Origin of the sequence: Bradyrhizobium semiaridum, assembly GCF_020329505.1 — a bacterium.
Classification (GTDB): domain Bacteria; phylum Pseudomonadota; class Alphaproteobacteria; order Rhizobiales; family Xanthobacteraceae; genus Bradyrhizobium; species Bradyrhizobium semiaridum.
Window position 1 is genome coordinate 39692 of record NZ_JAGKJJ010000028.1, and the last position, 20536, is coordinate 60227.

Annotated in this window: 21 protein-coding genes; 8 read left to right on the forward strand and 13 right to left on the reverse strand. The window is 65.5% G+C overall.

The features are described from left to right. The first annotated feature begins 89 nt into the window (after nt 1–89). Nucleotides 90–1505: an MFS transporter gene (locus tag J6500_RS25945; RefSeq protein WP_225715532.1), complete on the forward strand. Its 1416-nt coding sequence runs from the start codon at nt 90–92 to the stop codon at nt 1503–1505. Between the two features lie 97 nt (nt 1506–1602). Next, on the forward strand, nt 1603–2355 hold the full coding sequence (locus J6500_RS25950; protein ID WP_225715533.1) for a sulfate transporter family protein: 753 nt from the start codon (nt 1603–1605) through the stop codon (nt 2353–2355). A 24-nt stretch (nt 2356–2379) separates the two neighbouring features. Here J6500_RS25950 and J6500_RS25955 read toward each other — a convergent pair whose 3' ends face one another. The 3 genes from J6500_RS25955 to nth all read right to left on the reverse strand — a co-directional run bounded on the left by J6500_RS25955 (nt 2380) and on the right by nth (nt 6013). After that, nucleotides 2380–4008, reverse strand: coding sequence for an MFS transporter (locus J6500_RS25955; protein ID WP_225715534.1), 1629 nt, complete (start codon nt 4006–4008; stop codon nt 2380–2382). Beyond that, entirely contained in the window at nt 3995–5146 is a 1152-nt protein-coding gene (locus J6500_RS25960; RefSeq protein WP_225715535.1) for an HlyD family secretion protein, read from the reverse strand. The genes J6500_RS25955 and J6500_RS25960 overlap by 14 nt, the downstream gene beginning before the upstream one ends. A 66-nt stretch (nt 5147–5212) precedes the next feature. Then, nucleotides 5213–6013 carry an endonuclease III gene (nth, locus tag J6500_RS25965; RefSeq protein ID WP_225715536.1) on the reverse strand — a complete coding sequence of 267 codons (801 nt, stop codon included), beginning with the start codon at nt 6011–6013 and terminating at the stop codon, nt 5213–5215. 22 nt (nt 6014–6035) lie between these two features. Here nth and J6500_RS25970 point away from each other — a divergent pair, with 22 nt between their 5' ends. Both J6500_RS25970 and J6500_RS25975 read left to right on the forward strand, forming a co-directional pair. Further along, nucleotides 6036–6578: a DUF2244 domain-containing protein gene (locus J6500_RS25970; RefSeq protein WP_225715537.1), complete on the forward strand. Its 543-nt coding sequence runs from the start codon at nt 6036–6038 to the stop codon at nt 6576–6578. A gap of 57 nt (nt 6579–6635) precedes the next feature. Beyond that, nucleotides 6636–7532, forward strand: a complete 897-nt coding sequence (locus J6500_RS25975) for a methylated-DNA--[protein]-cysteine S-methyltransferase (protein WP_225715538.1) — start codon at nt 6636–6638, stop codon at nt 7530–7532. A 237-nt stretch (nt 7533–7769) separates the two neighbouring features. Here the strand turns inward: J6500_RS25975 and J6500_RS25980 are convergent, their stop codons facing one another. The 8 genes from J6500_RS25980 to dnaK all read right to left on the reverse strand — a co-directional run bounded on the left by J6500_RS25980 (nt 7770) and on the right by dnaK (nt 14911). Beyond that, complete coding sequence (locus tag J6500_RS25980) at nt 7770–8393, reverse strand: 2,3-bisphosphoglycerate-dependent phosphoglycerate mutase (RefSeq protein ID WP_225715539.1); 624 nt, start codon at nt 8391–8393, stop codon at nt 7770–7772. Nucleotides 8394–8425: 32 nt separating this feature from the next. Then, nucleotides 8426–9238, reverse strand: a complete 813-nt coding sequence (gene dapB, locus J6500_RS25985; RefSeq protein ID WP_225715540.1) for a 4-hydroxy-tetrahydrodipicolinate reductase — start codon at nt 9236–9238, stop codon at nt 8426–8428. 130 nt (nt 9239–9368) lie between these two features. Continuing rightward, nucleotides 9369–9665, reverse strand: a complete 297-nt coding sequence (locus tag J6500_RS25990; RefSeq protein WP_139856937.1) for a DUF1330 domain-containing protein — start codon at nt 9663–9665, stop codon at nt 9369–9371. Between the two features lie 19 nt (nt 9666–9684). Further along, entirely contained in the window at nt 9685–10398 is a 714-nt protein-coding gene (gene pyrF, locus J6500_RS25995) for an orotidine-5'-phosphate decarboxylase (RefSeq protein WP_225715541.1), read from the reverse strand. Between the two features lie 7 nt (nt 10399–10405). Further along, nucleotides 10406–10984: an NADPH-dependent FMN reductase gene (locus J6500_RS26000; RefSeq protein ID WP_225715542.1), complete on the reverse strand. Its 579-nt coding sequence runs from the start codon at nt 10982–10984 to the stop codon at nt 10406–10408. A 50-nt stretch (nt 10985–11034) separates the two neighbouring features. Then, nucleotides 11035–11637 carry a class I SAM-dependent methyltransferase gene (locus tag J6500_RS26005; RefSeq protein WP_225715543.1) on the reverse strand — a complete coding sequence of 201 codons (603 nt, stop codon included), beginning with the start codon at nt 11635–11637 and terminating at the stop codon, nt 11035–11037. 95 nt (nt 11638–11732) lie between these two features. Continuing rightward, a complete protein-coding gene (gene dnaJ / locus J6500_RS26010; protein WP_225715544.1) occupies nt 11733–12863 on the reverse strand; it encodes a molecular chaperone DnaJ in 1131 nt (376 codons plus the stop codon). 146 nt (nt 12864–13009) lie between these two features. Beyond that, a complete protein-coding gene (gene dnaK / locus J6500_RS26015) occupies nt 13010–14911 on the reverse strand; it encodes a molecular chaperone DnaK (RefSeq protein ID WP_225715545.1) in 1902 nt (633 codons plus the stop codon). A 581-nt stretch (nt 14912–15492) separates the two neighbouring features. Here dnaK and J6500_RS26020 point away from each other — a divergent pair. The 4 genes from J6500_RS26020 (at nt 15493) to J6500_RS26035 (ending at nt 18606) form a co-directional block, all read left to right on the forward strand. Next, nucleotides 15493–16431, forward strand: coding sequence for a hypothetical protein (locus J6500_RS26020; RefSeq protein WP_225715546.1), 939 nt, complete (start codon nt 15493–15495; stop codon nt 16429–16431). Nucleotides 16432–16527: 96 nt separating this feature from the next. Continuing rightward, entirely contained in the window at nt 16528–17238 is a 711-nt protein-coding gene (gene pncA, locus J6500_RS26025) for a bifunctional nicotinamidase/pyrazinamidase (protein WP_225715547.1), read from the forward strand. A 23-nt stretch (nt 17239–17261) separates the two neighbouring features. After that, nucleotides 17262–18068, forward strand: coding sequence for a helix-turn-helix domain-containing protein (locus J6500_RS26030; RefSeq protein ID WP_225715548.1), 807 nt, complete (start codon nt 17262–17264; stop codon nt 18066–18068). A 115-nt stretch (nt 18069–18183) separates the two neighbouring features. Further along, complete coding sequence (locus tag J6500_RS26035; RefSeq protein WP_225715549.1) at nt 18184–18606, forward strand: VOC family protein; 423 nt, start codon at nt 18184–18186, stop codon at nt 18604–18606. Between the two features lie 10 nt (nt 18607–18616). On the opposite strand, the gene grpE is transcribed toward J6500_RS26035, so the two are convergent. Both grpE and hrcA read right to left on the reverse strand, forming a co-directional pair. Continuing rightward, the gene (gene grpE / locus J6500_RS26040) at nt 18617–19222 is read right to left on the reverse strand and encodes a nucleotide exchange factor GrpE (RefSeq protein ID WP_225715550.1); all 606 of its coding nucleotides are present in this window, start codon (nt 19220–19222) and stop codon (nt 18617–18619) included. A 164-nt stretch (nt 19223–19386) separates the two neighbouring features. Then, nucleotides 19387–20475: a heat-inducible transcriptional repressor HrcA gene (gene hrcA / locus J6500_RS26045; RefSeq protein ID WP_225715551.1), complete on the reverse strand. Its 1089-nt coding sequence runs from the start codon at nt 20473–20475 to the stop codon at nt 19387–19389. Nucleotides 20476–20536 lie beyond the last annotated feature (61 nt).

Below are 20536 nucleotides of genomic sequence, written 5' to 3' on the forward strand. Positions count from 1 at the left end.
TCGTCTGGATTTCTGCCTCCCCTGCGCCGAACATCGCGGACCGGCACGCCTTCCCAAGAAAGGCGACCACCATCCGGGGAGGACCATCCATGAGCGCCGTCGAACTCGGCTCGGCTGCCGATCTTGCCAGCACGACCTGCGGCCCCGACGAGATTTCGCGGCGGCTGGAGACGCTGCCGACCTCCGCCTACGTGTGGCGCCTCGTGATCCTGCTCTCGCTCGGCGGCTGCTTCGAGATCTACGATCTGTTCTTCACCGGCTACATCGCGCCGGGCCTCGCCCGCAGCGGGCTGATGACCACGACGACGCAGGCGTTCTTTGGCTTCTCCGGTATCGGCGCCTTCGTCGCCGCCACCTTCGCCGGCCTGTTCGTCGGCACCTTCTTCCTCGGCTTCCTCGCCGACCGTTTCGGCCGCAAAGCGATCTTCACCTACTCGTTGCTGTTCTACACCGCGGCATCGGTGATCATGGCGTGCCAGACCACGCCGGGCGGCCTCTTGCTGTGGCGCTTCATCGCCGGGATCGGGATCGGCATCGAGGTCGTCACCATCGACGCCTACATCACCGAACTGGTGCCGAGTCGAATCCGCGGCCGCGCCTTTGCGATCAACCAGGCGGTGATGCTGTCGGCGGTGCCGATCGTGGCGGCGCTGTCGTGGTGGCTGGTGCCGCTGTCGCCCTACGGCATCGACGGCTGGCGCTGGGTGGTGCTGATCGGCGCCGCCGCCAGCATGGTGATCTGGGTGCTGCGGCTCTACGTGCCGGAAAGCCCGCTCTGGTTGGCCCGCCACGGCCGCGACCGCGAAGCCGACCAGATCATGCGAACGCTCGAAGCCGCCGCGGGCACGGCTGCCGCGCAGCCGTCAGCCAAGCTTGCGATCGCGCCGGCGCGGGCACCGGTGACAGTGTCCGGCTACGCCGATCTGTTCCGGCCGCCGTATGCCTCGCTCGTTGTGCTGTTCATGATCTTCAATCTCTGCCAGGCGTTCGGCGTCTACGGCTTCGCCAACTGGGTTCCGGCGCTGCTGGTCGAAAAGGGGATCAACGTTACCAAGAGCCTGCAATATTCCTTCATCATCGCCTTCGCCTATCCGCTGGCACCGCTGTTGGCCTCGACCTTCGCCGATCGCTTCGAGCGCAAATGGATCATCTGCGGCGCCGCCGCGGCGATTGCCGTGTTCGGAATAGGGTTCTCGCAGTTCACGGCGCCGGCGCTGCTGATCGCGAGCGGCGTGCTGGTGACCGGCGCCAACATGACGCTATCCTACGCCTATCACGCCTACCAGACCGAGGTGTTCCCGACCGCGATCCGCGCCCGCGCGGCCGGCCTCGTCTATTCGATGAGCCGGCTCAGCGCGACGTTCTCCGGATTCATCGTGGCGTTCATGCTGAAGGAAGCCGGCGTCGGCGGCGTGTTCGGCCTGATCACCGCGGCGATGGTGATCGTGATCGTCGCCATCGGCGTCTGGGGCCCCGCCGTCCGCGGCAAGCCGCTTGACGCTTAGGGTCCTTCTCTGGTCGGCCCGCGACGAAAGCGGCCCTTGCCGAAGCCATATTGGGTATCTACCTCTCGCGAGGACTTTTCGTAGAGGTAACCCGGTCATGTTGGACGCCGCCGTCAAGGCGCTATCGCAAATCCTGTCGCCGCCGCTGCGCTCGATCCTGTGGCGCTCGATCGGGCTTGCGCTGGTGCTGATCTCCGTGCTGGCGATCGGCCTGCAGCGGCTGCTGAGCTGGTTTGCCGACTATGGCGAGCTCTGGGCCGAGGGCATGCTCGGCCCCAACTTCCATTCCACGCTTCATGTCTTGTCGTGGATCATCTCTATCGCCGCCGGCCTTGGCGTCGTACTCGGCGGCATCTTCTTGATGCCCGCGGTCACCTCGCTGATCGCGAGCCTGTTCGTCGACGACGTCGCCGACCATGTCGAGCGCGAGCACTATCCGGCCGAGCAGCCCGGCACCGCGCTGCCGGTCACGATCGCGACGATCGAAGGCATCAAGACGGCGCTGCTGACCATCCTGGTCTACCTGGTTGCCCTGCCCTTCGTGCTGTTCGCGGGCGCCGGCTTCATCGTTTTCTTCCTCGCCACCGCGTGGCTGCTCGGGCGCGAATATTTCGAACTCGCGGCGATGCGCTTCCGCTCGCCGGCGGACGCCAAGGCGATGCGCAAGGAGCATGCGGGGACCGTGTTCACCGCGGGGCTGTTCATTGCGGCGTTCGTCTCGATCCCGGTCGTCAACCTGGCGACGCCGGTGTTCGGAATGGCCTTCATGGTCCACATGCACAAGCGGCTGTCCGGCCCGCGGCCGGAGCTGATCGAACCGGGGCGCCGTCAGGAAATCTCGGCGCGGTAGCTTCGCACTTTTCCGGATCATGCTTTAGGTTGCGGCGGCATCGCGCTTGCGCAGCAGGGTCTTCGCGAAGCCAAACGGCACGGGCGACAGCGGCCCCTGCGGCGCGCGCTTGATCAACGCGACCAGAAACAGCGCCAGCACCGCGATCCAGAAGCAGAGCCAGAACCCGTCGATGTAAGCGAGCGTGTTGGCCTCTCGCTGCACGCGAGCGGCCAGCATCCCGACGGCCCGGCCCATCGCCGCTCCCATGCCGTGGCCGGAAAAACCTTCCGCCATCTGTTTCAGCAGGCGCACGACATCGACGTCACCGCTCTGGACATGCTGGCCGAGATAGTTGGAATGGATCTGCTCGCGGACCCGCAGCCAGGTGCCCATCAGCGCGACGCCGATCTCGGCGCCGCCAAGCCGCATGATCTGGATGTAGGCCGCGAATGCCGTCGAGCGCGACGGATCGGAATTGGACAGCGCCATGATGATGATCGGCAGCAGCGTGAGCGCCTGTCCGACCGACATCAGCAGCACCATGCCGATGAAATCCTCCCGCACCCAGACCTGGGTCAGCTGCGTGCCCCAGAGATTGGCGGCGGCGAAGGCCGAGAAGCCGAGCACGACGACAATGCGCGGATCGAGATGGCGGAGCAGAAAGATCGACAGCGGCACCAGCACGAGCATCGGCATTGCGCCGTAGGTGAAGAGCAGCACGCCGGACTGCTCCGGCCGCAGCGCCGCGACAGTACCGAGGAAGTTCGGCACCAGCGAGGAGTTCGAGAGGCTGGTCAGCGTGTAGAGCAGGATGACGACCAGCGCGAGCCCGATATTGCGCGAGAACAGCACGTTGAAATGCGCCCAGGGCCGGCGCACCAGGGTCTCGTTGATCATGAAGCCGGCGAACAGCACCCCGCCCCCGATCAGCAGCGCCATCACGGTGCCTGATTCCAGCCAGTCCAGCCGGTTGCCCTGGTCGAGGCCGGCATAGATCATCGACACGCCGGCGCCGAGCAGCAGCATGCCACCCCAGTCGGCATGGCGCAGCAGGTCGCGATTGACAGGCTCGTTCGGCGTGCCGAGATAGACCATCAGGCCCATCAGCGGCGCGATCACCGCGCCCTGCCAATACAGCCAGTGCCAGCCGAGATGCTCGACATAGAAGCCGACCAGCGAGCTCGAGGAGTCCAGCGCGAAGCCGACGCGGATCGAGTAGATCGAGATCGCCGGCAACCACCAGCGGATCGGCAGATTGCGCAGAATGATCATCAGCGTCGCCGGCACGAAGGTGCCGAGCAGCATGCCGTGCGCGATGCTGAGCGCGATCAGCGTTGTGTAATCGCGCACGAACGGGATGGTGAGTGAAACCACCGCGTAGACGAGACTCGGAATCCCGAGCACGCGCCGCAGACCGAACACGGTGGCGAGCCAGGCCACCGCGGGTGCGATGAAGATCTGCGAGCCGATCGCTGCGGTCGACAGCCAGGCGCCCTCGTCAAAACCGAGCCCGAACGCGCCGCGCAGATCTGGCAGGCCGACCGTGGTCAGGCGGCTGTCGAAATTCGCCAGGAAGGCCCCGAGCAGGACGGCGACGACCGCGAACAGCGGATATCGCGCGACGCCGCCCTGCGAGATCGGGCCGCTGTTGCGGTCGTCACTTTCCGCCATTGGCGACCGCCTCGCCGGTGTTGATCCGCGTGACGACCGACATGCCCGGCAGCAGGCGCTCGAGCAACGGCTGGTTCTTGTCGAACTGGATGCGCACCGGGATGCGCTGCACCACCTTGGTGAAATTGCCGGTGGCATTGTCGGGCGGCAGCAGCGCGAATTGCGAGCCGCTCGCCGGTGCAATGCGCTCGACGACGCCGCGCAGCTTCTGCCCGGAGAATGTATCCACCGTTACCTCGACCGGCTGACCCGGCTTGACGTTGGTCAGCTGGGTTTCCTTGTAATTGGCGATCACATAGACGTTCGGCAGCGGTACGACGTTGACCAGATTGGTGCCGATATTGACGTAGTCGCCCGGCTGCACCTGCCGCTCGCCGGTGACGCCGTCAAACGGCGCGACGATCCTGGTGTAGCCGAGCTTGAGCTTGGCCTGCGCGAGCTGCGCCTTGGCGCCGTCGAGATCGGCGGCGCGCTGCTTCTTGGTGCCTTGCAGGACGTCGAGCTGGTGGCGTTGCGCGGCGACCACCGCACGGCTGGCGCGCACGTCGGCTTGCGCCTTGGCGAAAGCCGCGGTCGCCTGCTCGAGCCGCTGCCGCGTGCCGGCCTCGGTTTGCGACAACGACTGCTGGCGCTCTTCTTCCTGGCGGGCCAGGGTCTCCTGCGCCTCCGCCGATAGCCGCGAGGCTTCGGCCTGCGCGATGGTCGCGTACTGCAGCTCGACCTGGTTGTTGAGATTCTCGAGCACTGCCTGCGCGCCGACGACACCGGCCTCGGCCTGCGCGACCTGCGCCTGATAGTCGGCAGGATCGATCTGCACCAGGAGATCGCCGGCCTTGACGCGCTGGAAATCCGACACCGCAACGGTGAGCACCTCGCCGGACACGCGGCTCGCAAGCTGGGTCAACTCCGCCCGCACATAGGCATCATCGGTGGTCTGGATCGTCGAGCCGCCGACCCAGGCGTTCCAACGCGTGGTCGCGACCGCGATGAACACGAGCGCTGCGAGAACTGCGAAAAGCGGGATCGCGAAACGGCCCCAGAAGCCGCTTGCCTCGGGTTGCGGCTGAGCCGGCGCTGCCGCTGGAGCAGGAGCCGCCGGGCTGGCGGCTGGCGGACTGCTTTGAACCTGCTCTGTCACAACAAACTCCCTCGACCACACTCGGAATGCCGGGCGAGGCTACCGGCACATGACGACGATCATGCCTTAGACAGTCTTCTCCGGCCACCGGCATAGATCATTGATCAGGCATACCTCGCAACGCGGACCGCGCGCCAGACAGGTATAGCGGCCATGCAGGATCAACCAATGGTGGGCATGCAGCATGAACTCCGATGGGATCACCTTCTCCAGCCCCAGCTCGACCTCGAGCGGCGTCCTGCCGGGCGCAAGCCCGGTTCGATTGCCGACGCGAAACACATGGGTATCGACCGCCATCGTGCGCTCGCCGAACGCCATGTTGAGCACGACATTCGCAGTCTTGCGGCCGGCGCCGGGCAGCGACTCGATCTCGGCACGCGTGCGCGGCACCTCACCGCCGAACTCGGCGATCAGCTTCTCCGACAGCGCGATGACGTTCTTGGCCTTGTTGCGATAGAGCCCGATCGTCTTGATGTAATCGCGCACGGTCTCTTCGCCGAGCGCGATCATCTTCTCCGGCGTATCGGCGACCGCAAACAGCGCCCGCGTCGCCTTGTTGACGCCGGCGTCGGTCGCCTGCGCCGACAGTACCACCGCGACCAAGAGCGTATAGGGATTGAGATGTTCGAGCTCGCCCTTGGGCTCCGGATTGGCTTTGCGGAACCGGCTGAAGGCCTCGTAGACCTCCTCCGCCGTCCAGGGCTTGATTTTGACCGCCTTCTTGGCCGCTTTCTTGGCCGCTTTTTTTGCCGCCAGTTTGGGCAGCGACTTTGCCGTTTTCGCCGATGCCGTCTTCGGCGCGGACCGAACGCTGGATGTTTTGGCGCGTTGGGATTTGGCGCGCTGAGCGCGGATGATTTTGGCCATGAACGGGATATACTGACACGTCATGACCGCAGGCAACGACTTTCCCGGGAAAGATCTTGAGGCGACCGCCCCAGAGGCCGAGCCGACGCTGTTCTCGGCGTTGCTGACGCCGCACCGCTCGCTCAACCGCACCGGCTTCATCGTGCTGATGTCGTTCATCACCGTCGTCAGCTTCATCGCCGGCGCGGTGTTCTGGTGGCTCGGCGCCTGGCCGATCTTCGGCTTCTTCGGCCTCGACGTGCTGGTGATCTACTGGGCCTTCAAGGTCAATTTCCGCACCGCCAGGGCGAGCGAGGAGATCACCGTGACGGCGTCCGAACTGCGGGTGCGCCGGGTCAGCCATCGCGGCCACGTCGCGGAATGGGTGCTCAATCCGCTCTGGGTGCGGTTCGAGCAGATCTCGCACGAGGAGTTCGGCATCGAGCGGCTTTATCTGGTCTCAAGGGGCCGCCGGGTCAGCGTCGGCAGCTTCCTCAGCCCGGATGAAAAGGCGAGCTTTTCCAAAGCCTTGACGGTTGCGCTCAACACCGCCAAGCGGGGCCCGACCTATAACCCCATCGCTTGAGCGAGCTTGTCAGAAATCGGGTGGTTCCAGCGCACCATGGCTCCTAAATCAAACCCTATGATGACACTCGCGATACATGACCAGCGCCTGGCCAAGCCGGGACCCCAGAACGCCGCGTTGCGCGACTATGACTCGGTGCGGCGCGCGATCGCCTTCATCTCCGAGCACTGGCGCACGCAGCCGACCATCGAGGCGATGGCCGATGCCGCCGCCGTCACGCCCGATGAGCTGCACCATCTGTTCCGCCGCTGGGCCGGGCTGACGCCGAAGGCCTTCATGCAGGCGCTGACGCTGGATCACGCCAAGGGCCTATTGCGCGATTCCGCCAGCGTGCTCGACGCGGCGCTCGACTCCGGCCTGTCGGGCCCGGGACGACTGCATGATCTGTTCGTCACCCATGAGGCGATGTCGCCGGGCGAGTGGAAGAACGGCGGCGCCGGCATGGTGCTGCGCTATGGCTTCCACCCCTCGCCGTTCGGCACCGCGATCGTGATCGCCAGCGGCCGCGGGCTTGCGGGCCTCGCCTTCGCCGACCACGGCGACGAACAGGCCGCATTCGCCGACATGAAGCGGCGCTGGCCGAACGCAACCTATGTCGAGGACACCGACGGCACAGCCGGACTGGCACAGCGCATCTTCGATACGCGGCTATGGCGCGCCGACCAGCCACTGCGCGTGGTGCTGATCGGCACCGACTTCGAGGTCCGGGTTTGGGAGACACTGCTCAAGATTCCGATGGGCCGCGCGGTCAGCTATTCCGACATCGCCTGCAAGATCGATAATCCGAAGGCCTCGCGCGCCGTCGGCGCCGCGATCGGCCGCAACCCGGTGTCGTTCGTGGTGCCCTGCCATCGTGCCCTCGGCAAGAGCGGCGCGCTGACCGGCTACCACTGGGGCGTCACCCGCAAGCAGGCGATGCTGGGCTGGGAAGCCGGACAGGTGGGGTTGCATTAGGTCAAATCGTAGGATGGGTAGAGTGAAGCGAAACCCATCAACTCGGTGTCCGCGTCAGGCATGATGGGTTTCGCTTTCGCTCTACCCATCCTACGGCGCTACAGTTCTCTCACCGTCACCCTGAGGTGGCCGCTTCTTCAGCGGCCCTCGAAGGGTCGACGGCCCGGCAGGTGGCCGTGCATCCTTCGAGGCTCGCAAGAGCTCGCACCTCAGGATGACGGGTAGACAGCGTTGCGCTTACGCTGCCAGATCCACCTTCGATGCCACCGTCGAATCCGCGTTGAGCCGGTAGACCACCGGGGCGCCGGTGGCGAGTTCGCGCTTGAGGATCTGCTCCGGCGTCAGCTTCTCCAGCACCATGATCAGCGCGCGCAATGAATTGCCATGGGCAGCAATGAGGGTGCGCTGGCCGCGCAGCACGCCGGGCAGGATCTCCTGCACATAGTAAGGCAGCGTGCGCGCCAGCGTGTCCTTCAGGCTTTCGCCGCCGGGCGGCGGCACGTCGTAGGAGCGGCGCCAGATCAGCACCTGCTCCTCGCCCCATTTCTTGCGGGCGTCGTCCTTGTTGAGGCCGGAGAGATCGCCGTAATCGCGTTCGTTGAGCGCAAGGTTCTTCGTCGTCGGCAAGCCGGTCTGGCCGATTTCGGCGAGCATCAGTTTCAGCGTATGCTGGGCGCGCGTGAGGTCCGAGGTGAAGGCGACATCGAACGACAGATCCTGCGCCTTCAGCTTGCGGCCGGCGTCCTTCGCCTCGGCAATGCCTTGCTCGGTGAGATCAGGGTCTTTCCACCCGGTGAACAGGTTCTTCAGATTCCATTCGCTCTGACCGTGACGAACGAGCACAAGAAGACGATCACTCATTTCAGGATTCCGTTTCGCTTAGCTTGATTTGATCAGCCGCCCAGGCCGAGCACGTCGGCCATCGAGTACATGCCGGGCTTCTTGCCGTGCGCCCACAGCGCCGCCTTCAGCGCGCCCTGCGCGAACAGCGTGCGATCCTCGGCGTGGTGGGACAGCGTCAGGCGCTCATACGGGCCGGCGAACAGCACGCTGTGGTCGCCCGCCGCGGTGCCGCCGCGCAGCGAGGCAAAGCCGATATCGCCGGGACGGCGCGCGCCGGTGAGACCGTCGCGGCCGCGCGCCGAATGCTGCGCCAGCGCGATCTGGCGGCCGGCGGCGGCAGCCTCGCCGAGCATCAGCGCGGTGCCGGACGGCGCGTCGATCTTGGACTTGTGATGCAGCTCGAGAATCTCGATGTCAAAGCTCTGGTCGAGCGACTGCGCGACGCGCTTGACCAGCGCGGCAAGCAGATTGACGCCGAGGCTCATATTACCCGACTTCACCACGATGGCGCGATCGGTGACGCTGCGGATCACGGCGTCGTCCGAGGGCGACATCCCGGTGGTGCCGATGACGTGGACGAGGCCGCGCTCGGCCGCGATCGCGACGTTGGCGATGGTGGCGGCCGGCACGGTGAAATCCAGGATGCCATCGGCCTTGGCCGACATCGACCACAGATCGGCCGACAGCACGACGCCGTTGGCCGGCAGGCCGGCGAGGACACCAGCGTCCTTGCCGAGCAGCTGCGAACCCGGCGCCTCCAGCGCGCCGACCAGCTCCGCTCCCGGCGTTTCCGAAATCACCCGCGTCAGCGTGCGGCCCATCCGGCCGCCGGCTCCCGCAACAATCAGACGCATGTCAGCCATGGCTCACCTCTCCATGCGGTATAGCGAGCCATGGCTGTTCCGGCAACCAAACGGGGCGTTCCGGCGCTTTAGCCTTTTATTTGCGCATGATCTGTCCGGAAAGCCGCTTCGCACTGTTCCGGATCATGCGCTAGGCTCCCGCGAAACCCTCGATGATGATCAGATCGGCGATCGAATGCGGCTGCCGCACTTTGATGTTGGCCTGGTATTCCGGCGAGTTGTAGCAGGCGAGCGCGGTCTCGTAGTCGGGGAATTCGATCACGACATTGCGCGAGCGGCTCTGGCCCTCGACAGCGGTGAACTTGCCACCGCGCACGACGAACTTGCCGCCGAATTTCTGGAAGATCGCCGGGTTGGCCGCCATGTAGGGCTTGTAGCCTTCTTCGTTGTGCACGTCCACGCGTCCGATCCAGTATCCCTTCGCCATTTCTGTTCTCCTTTGTTGCTTATCCAGCGAGTGCTTGAGCGATCTCGGCGTGAATGGCCTCTGCGGCGGCCTTTGGATCATCAGCTTCCACGACGGGACGTCCAACCACCAGATAGTCGGCGCCGGCCGCGATCGCACGCGCCGGCGTCATGATGCGCTTCTGGTCGCCGGTCGCCGATCCTGCGGGACGGATGCCCGGCGTGACCAGATGGATCTGATCGCCGACGATCTTGCGCAACGCCGCCGCCTCTTCGGGCGAGCTGACGATGCCGTCGATGCCGAGCGCCTGCGCCTGCCTGGCGCGGGCTTCGACGAGATCGGAGACGTTGAGGCGATAGCCTGCGGCGTGAAGGTCACTGTCGTCATAGGAGGTCAGCACGGTGACCGCGAGGATCTTCAGCGAGGTGCCGGCGCGTGCCTCGACCGCGGCCTTCATGGTCTGCGGATAGGCATGCACGGTGAGGAAGGTCGCGCCGAGCGACGCGACGCTTTCGACGCCGCGCGCCACCGTGTTGCCGATGTCGTGCAGCTTGAGATCGAGGAAAACCTTCTTGCCGCGGCTTGCGAGCTGCTTCGCCAGCGGCAGGCCGCCGGCATAGCCGAGCTGGTAGCCGATCTTGTAGAAGCTCACGCTGTCGCCGATCGTCTCTATCATCGTCTCCGCGGCGGCCACGGAAGGCAGGTCGAGCGCCACAATCAACCGGTCTCTTGGCGCGATCCTGGCAGGCTGCATCCTCACCTCACATCATGCGTTGGGAATGGTCGATCAGCTGCCGCACCAGCGCCCGCATCGCATCGATGTCGGCCTGGTGCTTCAGACGATCCATATCGTCATAGGCCTGCTCGGCGAATGACAGCGCGAGCTGGTTCGGGATCACGCTCGCGCGGCAGGCCGTGAGGATCAGCCGCAGCGCCGCCAGCGCTCGGGTGCCGCCAAGCCGGTTGCCGGAGGCCGCGGCGATCGCGAACACGCGGTCGTGGAACACCTGGCCTCTGACCTCGTGCGGATCCTGCACGCGGCTGATCCAGTCGATGGTGTTCTTCACCAGCGCCGGGACCGAGGAATTGTATTCGGGCGTTACGATCAGCACGCCGTGATGAACGCCGATCATCCGCTTCAGATTGACGGCATGCTGCGGCACACCCGATCTGGCCTGCAGGTCGCCGTCATAGATCGGGAGCGGAAAATCGCCGAGCGAGATCCGGGTGACGTCGGCGCCAAGCTGAGCGAGCGCCTCGGCCAGCACGGCTGCCAGCTTCGCATTGAGCGAGCCGGATCGAAGCGATCCCGGGATGACGAGGATTTTCAGGGCGGACATTCAAAACATCGCGGTTGGGACTCGCCCAGCGCGACGGCGCAAGGCGCGTTTCAGCCCTTGCGATACACCCAGACTCGGGCCGGCGGAAGGTTCATCCAGATCCGCTCCGAGGCCTCTGTGGACACGCCGGGCAACGACTTCGGGATCGGCGGCACCACCGAATAGGTGAACTGGACGAAGGGCGCGCCGGGGGCGAGCGCCAGGAAGGCCTCGCGGATCAACTTCAGACGCGTCAGCATCGGCTTGGTGACGAGAGGCAGGCCGGAGACCACGGCCGATGCAGGAGACTTCAGCACCTCCCACAACGTGTCGCGCAGCCTGTAGGCGTCGCCCTGGACCACCTTGGCCTGCGGATAGCGCTCGCGCAGCAGCGCGCAGAAGCCGGGATTGTATTCAACCAGGACGAGCCGCTTCTGATCGACACCGTGCTCGATCAGCGCGTTGGTGATCGCCCCGGTCCCCGGCCCAAGTTCGATGACCGGCCCTTCGCCGTCGACGTCAACATATTGCGCCATGGTGCGCGCAAGCAGCCGGCCGGACGGCATCACCGCGCCCATATGCAGCGGCTTTTCGATCCATGAACGGAGAAAGCGAACCTCGTCGTCGAGACGGAGAGGCTTCTTCGACGCACGCACGGACGATTGCAAGGGCATGTCGCTACCAGGCGGGACCGCACAACCGAGCGGTTGTCAGAAAACAGTCACAAAGACGTATAGGTCGAAACCGCTATGGTCAAGCATGACGACAATTACTGGGCGGCGCGGTTACCGAAGAAGTCCTTGACCTTAGAGAAGAAACCCGCGGCCTCCGGCTGGGTTGCGCCGGACGACAGCTTTTCGAACTCCCGCAGCAGTTCCTGCTGCTTCTTGGTCAGATTCTGCGGCGTTTCGACCATGACCTGGACATACATGTCGCCGGTCTGGCGCGAGCGGAGCACCGGCATACCCTTTGATGCGATGCGGAATCGCCGACCCGACTGGGTGCCGGCCGGCACCTTCACCTTGGTGTGGCCGTTGTCGATGGTCGGGACTTCGAATTCGCCGCCGAGCGCGGCCGTGACCATCGAGATCGGCACGCGGCAATGCAGGTCGGCGCCGTCGCGCTGGAACAGCTGGTGCGTGGTCAGCGACAGGAAGATGTAGAGGTCGCCGGGCGGACCGCCGCGGACACCGGCCTCGCCTTCGCCGGCGAGACGGATCCGGGTGCCATCCTCGACGCCGGGGGGGATGTTGACCGACAGCGTGCGGTCGCGCGTTACCCGGCCGGAGCCGGCGCAGGAGGTGCAGGCATCCTCGATCATCTGGCCGCGGCCCTGGCAGCCGGGGCAGGTGCGCTCCAGCGTGAAGAAGCCTTGGGCTTGGCGGATGCGGCCGGCGCCGCCGCAATGCGAGCAGGTCTTCGGCTTGGTGCCGGCCTTGGCGCCGGTGCCCGAGCAGGCTTCGCAGGTGACCGACACCGGGATCTCGATCTGCGCGGTCTTGCCCTGGAAGGCTTCTTCGAGCGTGATCTCCATGTTGTAGCGCAGATCAGCGCCGCGCTCTCGGCCACCGCTGCGGCGCTGCCCGGCCATGCCGAACAGGTCTTCGAAGATGTCGGAGAAGGACGAGGCGAAGCCGGCACCGAAGCCGGGCCCGCCGCCGCCCATGCCCTGCTCGAAGGCGGCATGGCCGAAGCGGTCATAGGCGGCGCGCTTCTCGCCATCCTTCAGAACCTCATAGGCTTCGTTGATTTCCTTGAAGCGGATCTCGCTGCTGGCGTCGCCCGGATTCCTGTCCGGATGCCACTTCATCGCGAGCTTGCGGAAAGCCGCCTTCAGCTTGGTCTCGTCCGCATTTCGGTCGACTTCGAGGGTCTCGTAGTAGCAGCGCTTGGTGGACATCCTTCAATTCCGTCCGAAGTTCGTCGCGATCGCGGAAAATTGCGCCTGTCTAAAAGATGGTGCGATCGCCTTAACGAAAAATGGCCCCCACTCCATCGAGACGCCGGGCGTGCTCTTTGGTGTGAGGGCCATGATCCAATCCGCGTTCAGGCAGACTTCTTGTTGTTCTTGTCGTCGTCGACCTCAGTGAACTCCGCGTCGACGACGTCATCCTTGGCAGCGTCCTTGGCCGCGTCGGCCTCGGCCTGCTGCTTGTACATGGCCTCGCCGAGCTTCATCGAAGCCTGCGCCAGCGTGTTGGTCTTGGCCTTGATCGCCTCGGCGTCGTCGCCCTTCAGCGCCTCCTTGAGGTCGCTGACGGCGTCTTCGATCGCTCGGCGCTCGGTGTCGGCGATCTTCGAGCCGTGCTCGGCGAGAGCCTTCTCGGTCGAATGGACCAGGCCGTCGGCATGGTTCTTCGCGTCGACGGCCTCGCGGCGCTTCTTGTCCTCGGCCGCATTGGCCTCGGCGTCCTTGACCATCTTCTCGATGTCGGCCTCGGACAGGCCGCCGGATGCCTGGATCCGGATCTGCTGCTCCTTGCCGGTCGCCTTGTCCTTGGCCGAGACGTTGACGATGCCGTTGGCGTCGATGTCGAAGGTCACCTCGATCTGCGGCATGCCGCGCGGCGCCGGCGGAATGCCCATCAGGTCGAACTGGCCGAGCATCTTGTTGTCGGCCGCCATTTCACGCTCGCCTTGGAAGACGCGGATGGTGACCGCGCCCTGATTGTCTTCGGCGGTCGAGAACACCTGGCTCTTCTTGGTCGGGATCGTGGTGTTGCGGTCGATGATCCGGGTGAACACGCCGCCCAGCGTCTCGATGCCCAGCGACAGCGGGGTCACGTCGAGCAGCAGCACGTCCTTGACGTCGCCCTGCAGCACGCCGGCCTGGATCGCAGCACCGATCGCAACCACCTCGTCGGGGTTGACGCCCTTGTGCGGCTCCTTGCCGAAGAACTGCTTCACGACTTCCTGGATCTTCGGCATGCGGGTCATGCCGCCGACCAGCACCACTTCGCCGATCTCGCCGGCGGTCAGGCCGGCATCCTTCAGCGCCTTGCGGCACGGCTCGATGGTCTTCTCGACGAGGTCAGCCACCAGCGCCTCGAACTTGGCGCGGGTCAGCTTCATCGTCAGATGCTTCGGACCGGTCTGATCGGCCGTGATGAACGGCAGGTTGATCTCGGTCTGCGTGGTCGACGACAGCTCGATCTTGGCCTTCTCCGCGGCTTCCTTCAGGCGCTGCAACGCCAGCTTGTCGTTGCGCAGGTTGATGCCCTGCTCCTTCTGGAACTCGTCGGCAAGATAACCGACCAGGCGCATGTCGAAGTCTTCACCGCCGAGGAAGGTGTCGCCGTTGGTCGACTTCACCTCGAACACGCCATCGCCGATCTCGAGGATCGAGATATCGAAGGTGCCGCCGCCGAGGTCGTACACCGCGATCGTGCCGCTCTTGGTCTTGTCGAGACCATAGGCGAGCGCGGCCGCGGTCGGCTCGTTGATGATGCGCAGCACTTCGAGGCCGGCGATCTTGCCGGCGTCCTTGGTGGCCTGACGCTGTGCGTCGTTGAAATAGGCGGGAACCGTGATGACGGCCTGATCGACCTTCTGGCCGAGATGCGCCTCAGCGGTCTCCTTCATCTTCTGCAGGATGAAGGCCGAGACCTGCGAGGGCGAATAGGTCTTGCCGTCGGCTTCGACCCAGGCGTCGCCGTTCGATGCCTTGACGATCTTGTAGGGAACGAGCTTCTTGTCCTTCTCGACCATCGGGTCGTCGTAGCGGCGGCCGATCAGGCGCTTCACCGCGAAGAACGTTCGCTCGGGATTGGTCACCGCCTGGCGCTTCGCCGGCTGGCCGACGAGGCGCTCGCCATCATCGGTGAAGGCAACGATCGACGGCGTCGTCCGCATGCCCTCGGCATTCTCGATCACCCTGGCGTTCTTGCCATCCATAACGGCGACGCACGAATTCGTGGTGCCGAGGTCGATCCCAATGACCTTACCCATGGTTTTCATATCCTCTTTGCTACGGCAGGTTGGTTGGGCCCTGACGGCGCTCCGTACCGAACCCCCAGACGTTCACATACTCGCGATATTGCGACGGTGAGCCTGATATAGGAGAGAGGGTCGTGCCCGCAAGGACTGGACGACACGTTGAAGCCTGAAAAGACTGACGTTTGAAAGATTGTGTCAGCGCAGCCCCCGGCGCCGGCTCAATCCCTAAACATGTTAACAAATAGCAATGACGCGAGGCCGGACCGGCCGCCGTCCGGTATCGCGGCAAGGCTCCCGCTGTTGAGTGAACACTTACAATCTTCGTGACGGATCGGCCGGCAGGCGCGCTGTTCGGCCGCTGGCACGCGCCGCGCGCGCCAACGGCGCCGCTTCCGGAAATACCGGGAAACACCCGGAAGGGCGGCGCTATCTGCGCGAAATGCCGGCGAATCCAGGCGGTGGCAGGAACAGAGGTCCGTCGACCCTGTTGCAGGGCCATCAAAACCGCTAAAAGCGGGCCGACTGATGAGACCCGCCCGGCCCCGCCCTGACCCGTCGAGCAGGGCCTCCAAGCAAACCCGGTAGATTCCTCCATGACGCCAATTCGAGTTCTCGCTGCGGTTGCCTTGCTGATTGCTGCGACCTGTTCTGCCTTTGCGGCCGACGCGGTGTTTCCGCCCGGCGCCCATGTCGGCATGAAGCCGCTGGTCGGGCTGAACCGCGCCAAGACCTTCATCGGCTTCGAGACCGAGGACCAGGGCGTGAAGGTGCTGATCGCCGATCTGCCGGCGGACGCCTACAACGAGGTCGTGAACGCCTTCAAGGCCAATCCCGGCGGCACCGGCGGCATCAAGCCCGAGAGCCTCGAGACGGCGGCCGGCCTTGCCTATTACACCGTGGAGAGCGCGCGCGACGGCACCACCAATGTCCGGCGCTACTCCATGATCCTGCCTGGTCCAACCTTCTCCGGCTATGTCGCCGTGCAGGTGCCCGAGAACGCCTCCAGGATCTACACCGATGACGCTATCCGGCAGATGTTCGCCAGCGCCGTGATCCGCACCGAGGTCCCGGTCGACGAGCAGCTCGGCATGATGCCGTTCAAGGTCACGCAGCTCAGCGATTTCAAGAACGTCCGCATGCTGGCGCCGGGCGCAGCGCTGCTGGTGGCCGACGGCGACGAGAAGAGCGGCCTCGAAACCAAGCCGTTCATGCTGCTCGGCATCATCGCCTCGGCCCCGGCCAGCCCCGACGATCGCGGCCGTTTCGCCCAGCAGATCGCCACCACGATCCCCGGCGTGCGCGATGGGCGCATCACGATGTCGGAGCCGATCCGGATCGACGGCCAGCCCGGCTTCGAGACGCGGATCGACGCCACCAGCGGCAAGGACAATACGCCGGTGACCATCGTGCAGTGGCTCCGGTTCGGCGCGCAAACCTCGATGCGGATCATCGGCAGCTCGCCGCGCACCGACTGGGACAAAGCCTTTCCGCGCTTCCGTGCGGTGCGCGACGGCATCCAGCCGCGCGGCTGAGCGGCGCTTTCGCAGGTCCCGCCGAAAATCCCACTTTCGCGGCTCCGCGAACGGAACTAGCCTTCTCGCAGTTTCATGCAAGGCGAGGAGGGCACCATGTTGGATCGACGACAGGTGGTTGCAGGTCTCGGTGCGGCGGTGCTGGCAGGCCTGCTTTCGGACGAACTCCTGGCAGCCGCGATCAAGCCCGACGATGCCTCGGCGCTGCTGGTGATCGACGTCCAGAACTGCTTCCTGCCCGGCGGCAGCCTCGCGGTGAAGGACGGTGAGCAGGTGGTGCCGGTCATCAACCGGATCGCCAAGAGCTTCGCCAATGTGGTGATGACGCAGGACTGGCACACCCCCGGCCACGTCTCCTTCGCCTCGGTCCATGCCGGCAAGAAGCCGTTCGAGACCATCGACCTCGCCTATGGCAAGCAGGTGCTCTGGCCCGACCACTGTGTGCAGGGCACCGAGGGCGCGGCGCTGTCGAAGGATCTCGCGATCCCGCAGGCCGAGCTGATCATCCGCAAGGGGTTTCACAACAACGTCGACAGCTATTCCGCCTTCACCGAGGCCGACGGCAAGACCACCACGGGCCTTGCCGCCTATCTCAAGGCGCGCAAGGTCAAGCGCGTGTTCGTCGCCGGACTCGCGACCGACTTCTGCGTGGCCTGGACCGCGCTCGACGCCCGCAAGGCCGGCTTCGAGACCTATGTGGTGGAGGACGCCTGCCGCGGCATCGACACCCAGGGCTCGCTCGCCAAGGCCTGGGCCGACATGGCCAAGGCCGGCGTCAAGCGCATCCAGTCGTCGGACATCGGCTAACCGACGCGCCCGGCGAGTTTCGCATGTCCGAAGCCGCGGCTCCCATGATCTTCGACTTCGTGCAGCGCGCGCCGTCGCCGCGGATGGCGGGGCTGATCGTCGGGATGACGGGCTATCGCGAGACGGCGAGCGGCCGCTTCGCGCAGCGTCAGACCGCGCCGCTGATTGTTCCGCTGATCATCAGCTTCGGCACGCCGTTCAGAATCGCGCTCGGGCGCGAGCCGGATGCCTCCGACCTGCAGCACAGTTTCGCCGCCGGCCTGTTCGCAGGACCGGTCTACATCGAGTCCGACGGACAGGCCGCATGCGTGCAGGTCGATTTCACGCCGCTCGGCGCCTACAGCTTCTTCGGCGGCGCCGTCAGTGAGCTCGCCGGGCGCATGGTCGAAATCGACGACGTGCTCGGCCATGACGGCCACCGGCTGCGCGAACGACTCGGTGCCGCGACCTCCTGGCAGCACCGCTTCGATCTGATCGAGGCGTTCATCTTCGGTCGGCTCGGCCGCGCGGCGTCGCCGGAGATCGTGTTCGCCTACCGCAAGCTGGCGCGCTCCGCCGGCGCCGCGCGGATCACGGCGCTGGCCGGAGAGATCGGCTGGAGCCGCAAGCATCTCGTCGAGCGGTTTCGATCCGAGCTTGGCCTCGCGCCGAAATCGCTGGCGCGCATGATACGCTTTCACCGGGCGAGCCGGCTGGCGCAAAGCGGCGCGTTGCGCGGCTGGGCAGCAATCGCGGCCGAAAGCGGCTACGCCGATCAGGCCCATCTGGCCCGCGAATTCGTCGAGTTCGCCGGGGAACCGCCGACCGCCTGGGCGCGCCGCCTGGCCTGACCGACGGCCGGCTGGTTCGATTCGAGGAGCGGTAACAAACCTTCAAGCCGGCGCCGCGTTGCCTCGCGCATAATGCCGCGATCCATCAGGCGGTCAGCGAAGGAGGCCCTGTGACATGACCCAAAATATCGAAGCGCCGCGCATCTACCCGACCCTGCGCTGCAACGACGCCGAGGCGATGATCGACTGGTTCAAGAAGGTGTTCGGATTCACCGAGCGCGTGGTCTACCGCGACGGCGGCGTGATCCACCACGCCGAGCTCGCCTTCGGTTCCTCGCTGCTGATGCTCGGCCAGGCGCGCGACGACGCCTATGGCAAGCTGGTCGGCGACAGCGGCGGCCGCCGCACCGATTCCATCTATGTTGCGATCGACGATCCCGATGCCTTGCACGCGAAGGCCAAGGCGGCGGGGGCGAAGATCGAGATGGAACTGCACAACACCGACTACGGCAGCCGCGATTTCGCCTGCCGCGATCCGGACGGCAATCTCTGGAGCTTCGGCACCTATTGGCCGAAGGTGCATGAGAAGCCGCTGTGACGGCGCGCGATCAGGCCGTGAAGTCGGTAGCTGGGGCGGCCTTGGCGCCGCCCTTGGAAACGCCGACCAGCGCTGGGCGCAGCACGCGCTCGCCGATCATGTAGCCGGCCTGCACGACCTGCACCACGGTGCCCGACGGCACCGACGGATCGGGCACCTCGAACATCGCCTGCTGGAAGTTCGGATCGAACTTCTCGCCGATCGGATCGAATTTCTTGACGCCGTTCTTCTCCAGCGTGTTGAGCAGCGAGCGCTCGGTCAGCTCGACGCCCTCGATCAGCGCCTTCAGCCCGGGATCGGCAGCTTCCCTGGTCTCGACCGGGACTGCATCGAGCGCGCGCTGCAGATTGTCGGCGATATCGAGCACGTCGCGGGCGAAGCCGGTGATGCCGTAGGTCTTGGCGTCGGCGACTTCGCGGCGGGTGCGCTGACGGAGGTTTTCCATCTCGGCCAGCGTGCGCAGCATCTTGTCGCGCGCCTCGCCCAATTCCTTGCTCAGCGCCTCGGCCGAACCCGCCTCGGGATCGTCGGGCATGATGTAGGGCTTGGAGACCACCGGCTCGCCGGTCTGCGCCGAATTCTCGGTGTTGTCGTTGGCCCGGTTCGGATCGGTCATGGCTTGCCTTCTCGAAAACTCGCGTCGGTTCAAATCTTGGGGATTGCTGGCCGGGATATCGTGCTTTGGGCGGCGAAAATCAAGCGTTACCTGGCCTTTCCGGGCGGGGCGGCGCGCGGTTCAGATGACGGAAATGCGTCAAATGAAGCCGAATTCCGCCCTCGTCAGCCGCCCAATATCCGGCTTACGATGCGCGCGGCGTAGTCGACGGTCGGAATCACCCTGGCGTAGTTCAGCCGCGTCGGCCCGATCACGCCGAGCACGCCGACGATCCGGCCCTGGGCATCGCTATAGGGCGCGACGATGGTCGAGGAACCCGATAGCGAGAACAGCTTGTTCTCCGAGCCGATGAAGATCCGGACGCCCTCGCCCTGTTCGGCGCGGCCGAGCAGGTCGATCACGCCGCGCTTGGTCTCGAGATCGTCGAACAGCGACTTGATGCGTTCGAGATCGTCGAGCGCGTGCAGATCCTCCAGCAGGTTGGCGTGGCCGCGCACGATCAGCTGCCGGGCCTCGCTCTCGCCGCCGGACCAGCTGGCGATACCCGCCGAGATCACCTTTTGGGTGAGCTGATCGAGCTCGGCGCGGCTCTGCGTCAGCGCCGTCTCGAGCTCGAGGCGCGCTTCGGCCAGCGTCCGGCCGCGGATTCGCGCATTGAGGAAGTTGGTCGCCTCGATCAGTGCCGAGGAGGGAACTCCCGGCGGCAGCGTGAGCACCCGGTTCTCGACCTGGCCGTCTTCGCCGACCAGCACGACCAGCGCCCGCTCCGGCTCCAGCCGCACGAATTCGATGTGCTTCAGCCGCGCGTTCGACTTCGGCGTCAGCACCACCGCGGCGGCGCGGGTCAGACCCGACAGCTTCGTCAGCGCCTCGCCAAGCGCCGCCTCGACGGTCTGGGCGCGGCCGACTGCGGCGAGCTGGGTCTGGATCGATTGCCGCTCTGCCTCGGTGAGATCGCCCATCTGCATCAGCGCGTCGACGAAGAAGCGCAGGCCGAGCTCGGTCGGCAGCCGGCCCGCCGAAGTGTGCGGCGCGTAGATCAGCCCGAGCTGCTCGAGATCCGACATCACATTGCGGACCGAGGCGGGCGACAGCGGTAACGCGATCAGGCGCGAGATGTTGCGCGAGCCGACCGGCTCGCCGGTCGCAAGGTAGCTTTCGACGATTTGACGAAAAATGTCGCGCGAGCGCTCATTGAGCTGGGCTAGCCCCGCATAGGGCGTGATCAGGTTGATCGGATCGTGCTGAGCCAACACTCCACTCCTTGGTATCGCGCCCTAATTTGTCGCTCCGGCGGGCCGGTGACAAGCGCGC

Coding starts and splice junctions, on each gene's coding strand:
- J6500_RS25945 (WP_225715532.1), top strand. CDS start 90: ATGAGCGCCGTCGAACTCGGCTCGGCTGCCGATCTTGCCAGCACGACC.
- J6500_RS25950 (WP_225715533.1), top strand. CDS start 1,603: ATGTTGGACGCCGCCGTCAAGGCGCTATCGCAAATCCTGTCGCCGCCG.
- J6500_RS25955 (WP_225715534.1), bottom strand. CDS start 4,008: ATGGCGGAAAGTGACGACCGCAACAGCGGCCCGATCTCGCAGGGCGGC.
- nth (WP_225715536.1), bottom strand. CDS start 6,013: ATGGCCAAAATCATCCGCGCTCAGCGCGCCAAATCCCAACGCGCCAAA.
- J6500_RS25970 (WP_225715537.1), top strand. CDS start 6,036: ATGACCGCAGGCAACGACTTTCCCGGGAAAGATCTTGAGGCGACCGCC.
- J6500_RS25975 (WP_225715538.1), top strand. CDS start 6,636: ATGATGACACTCGCGATACATGACCAGCGCCTGGCCAAGCCGGGACCC.
- J6500_RS25980 (WP_225715539.1), bottom strand. CDS start 8,393: ATGAGTGATCGTCTTCTTGTGCTCGTTCGTCACGGTCAGAGCGAATGG.
- dapB (WP_225715540.1), bottom strand. CDS start 9,238: ATGGCTGACATGCGTCTGATTGTTGCGGGAGCCGGCGGCCGGATGGGC.
- J6500_RS25990 (WP_139856937.1), bottom strand. CDS start 9,665: ATGGCGAAGGGATACTGGATCGGACGCGTGGACGTGCACAACGAAGAA.
- pyrF (WP_225715541.1), bottom strand. CDS start 10,398: ATGCAGCCTGCCAGGATCGCGCCAAGAGACCGGTTGATTGTGGCGCTC.
- J6500_RS26000 (WP_225715542.1), bottom strand. CDS start 10,984: ATGTCCGCCCTGAAAATCCTCGTCATCCCGGGATCGCTTCGATCCGGC.
- J6500_RS26005 (WP_225715543.1), bottom strand. CDS start 11,637: ATGCCCTTGCAATCGTCCGTGCGTGCGTCGAAGAAGCCTCTCCGTCTC.
- dnaJ (WP_225715544.1), bottom strand. CDS start 12,863: ATGTCCACCAAGCGCTGCTACTACGAGACCCTCGAAGTCGACCGAAAT.
- dnaK (WP_225715545.1), bottom strand. CDS start 14,911: ATGGGTAAGGTCATTGGGATCGACCTCGGCACCACGAATTCGTGCGTC.
- J6500_RS26020 (WP_225715546.1), top strand. CDS start 15,493: ATGACGCCAATTCGAGTTCTCGCTGCGGTTGCCTTGCTGATTGCTGCG.
- pncA (WP_225715547.1), top strand. CDS start 16,528: ATGTTGGATCGACGACAGGTGGTTGCAGGTCTCGGTGCGGCGGTGCTG.
- J6500_RS26030 (WP_225715548.1), top strand. CDS start 17,262: ATGTCCGAAGCCGCGGCTCCCATGATCTTCGACTTCGTGCAGCGCGCG.
- J6500_RS26035 (WP_225715549.1), top strand. CDS start 18,184: ATGACCCAAAATATCGAAGCGCCGCGCATCTACCCGACCCTGCGCTGC.
- grpE (WP_225715550.1), bottom strand. CDS start 19,222: ATGACCGATCCGAACCGGGCCAACGACAACACCGAGAATTCGGCGCAG.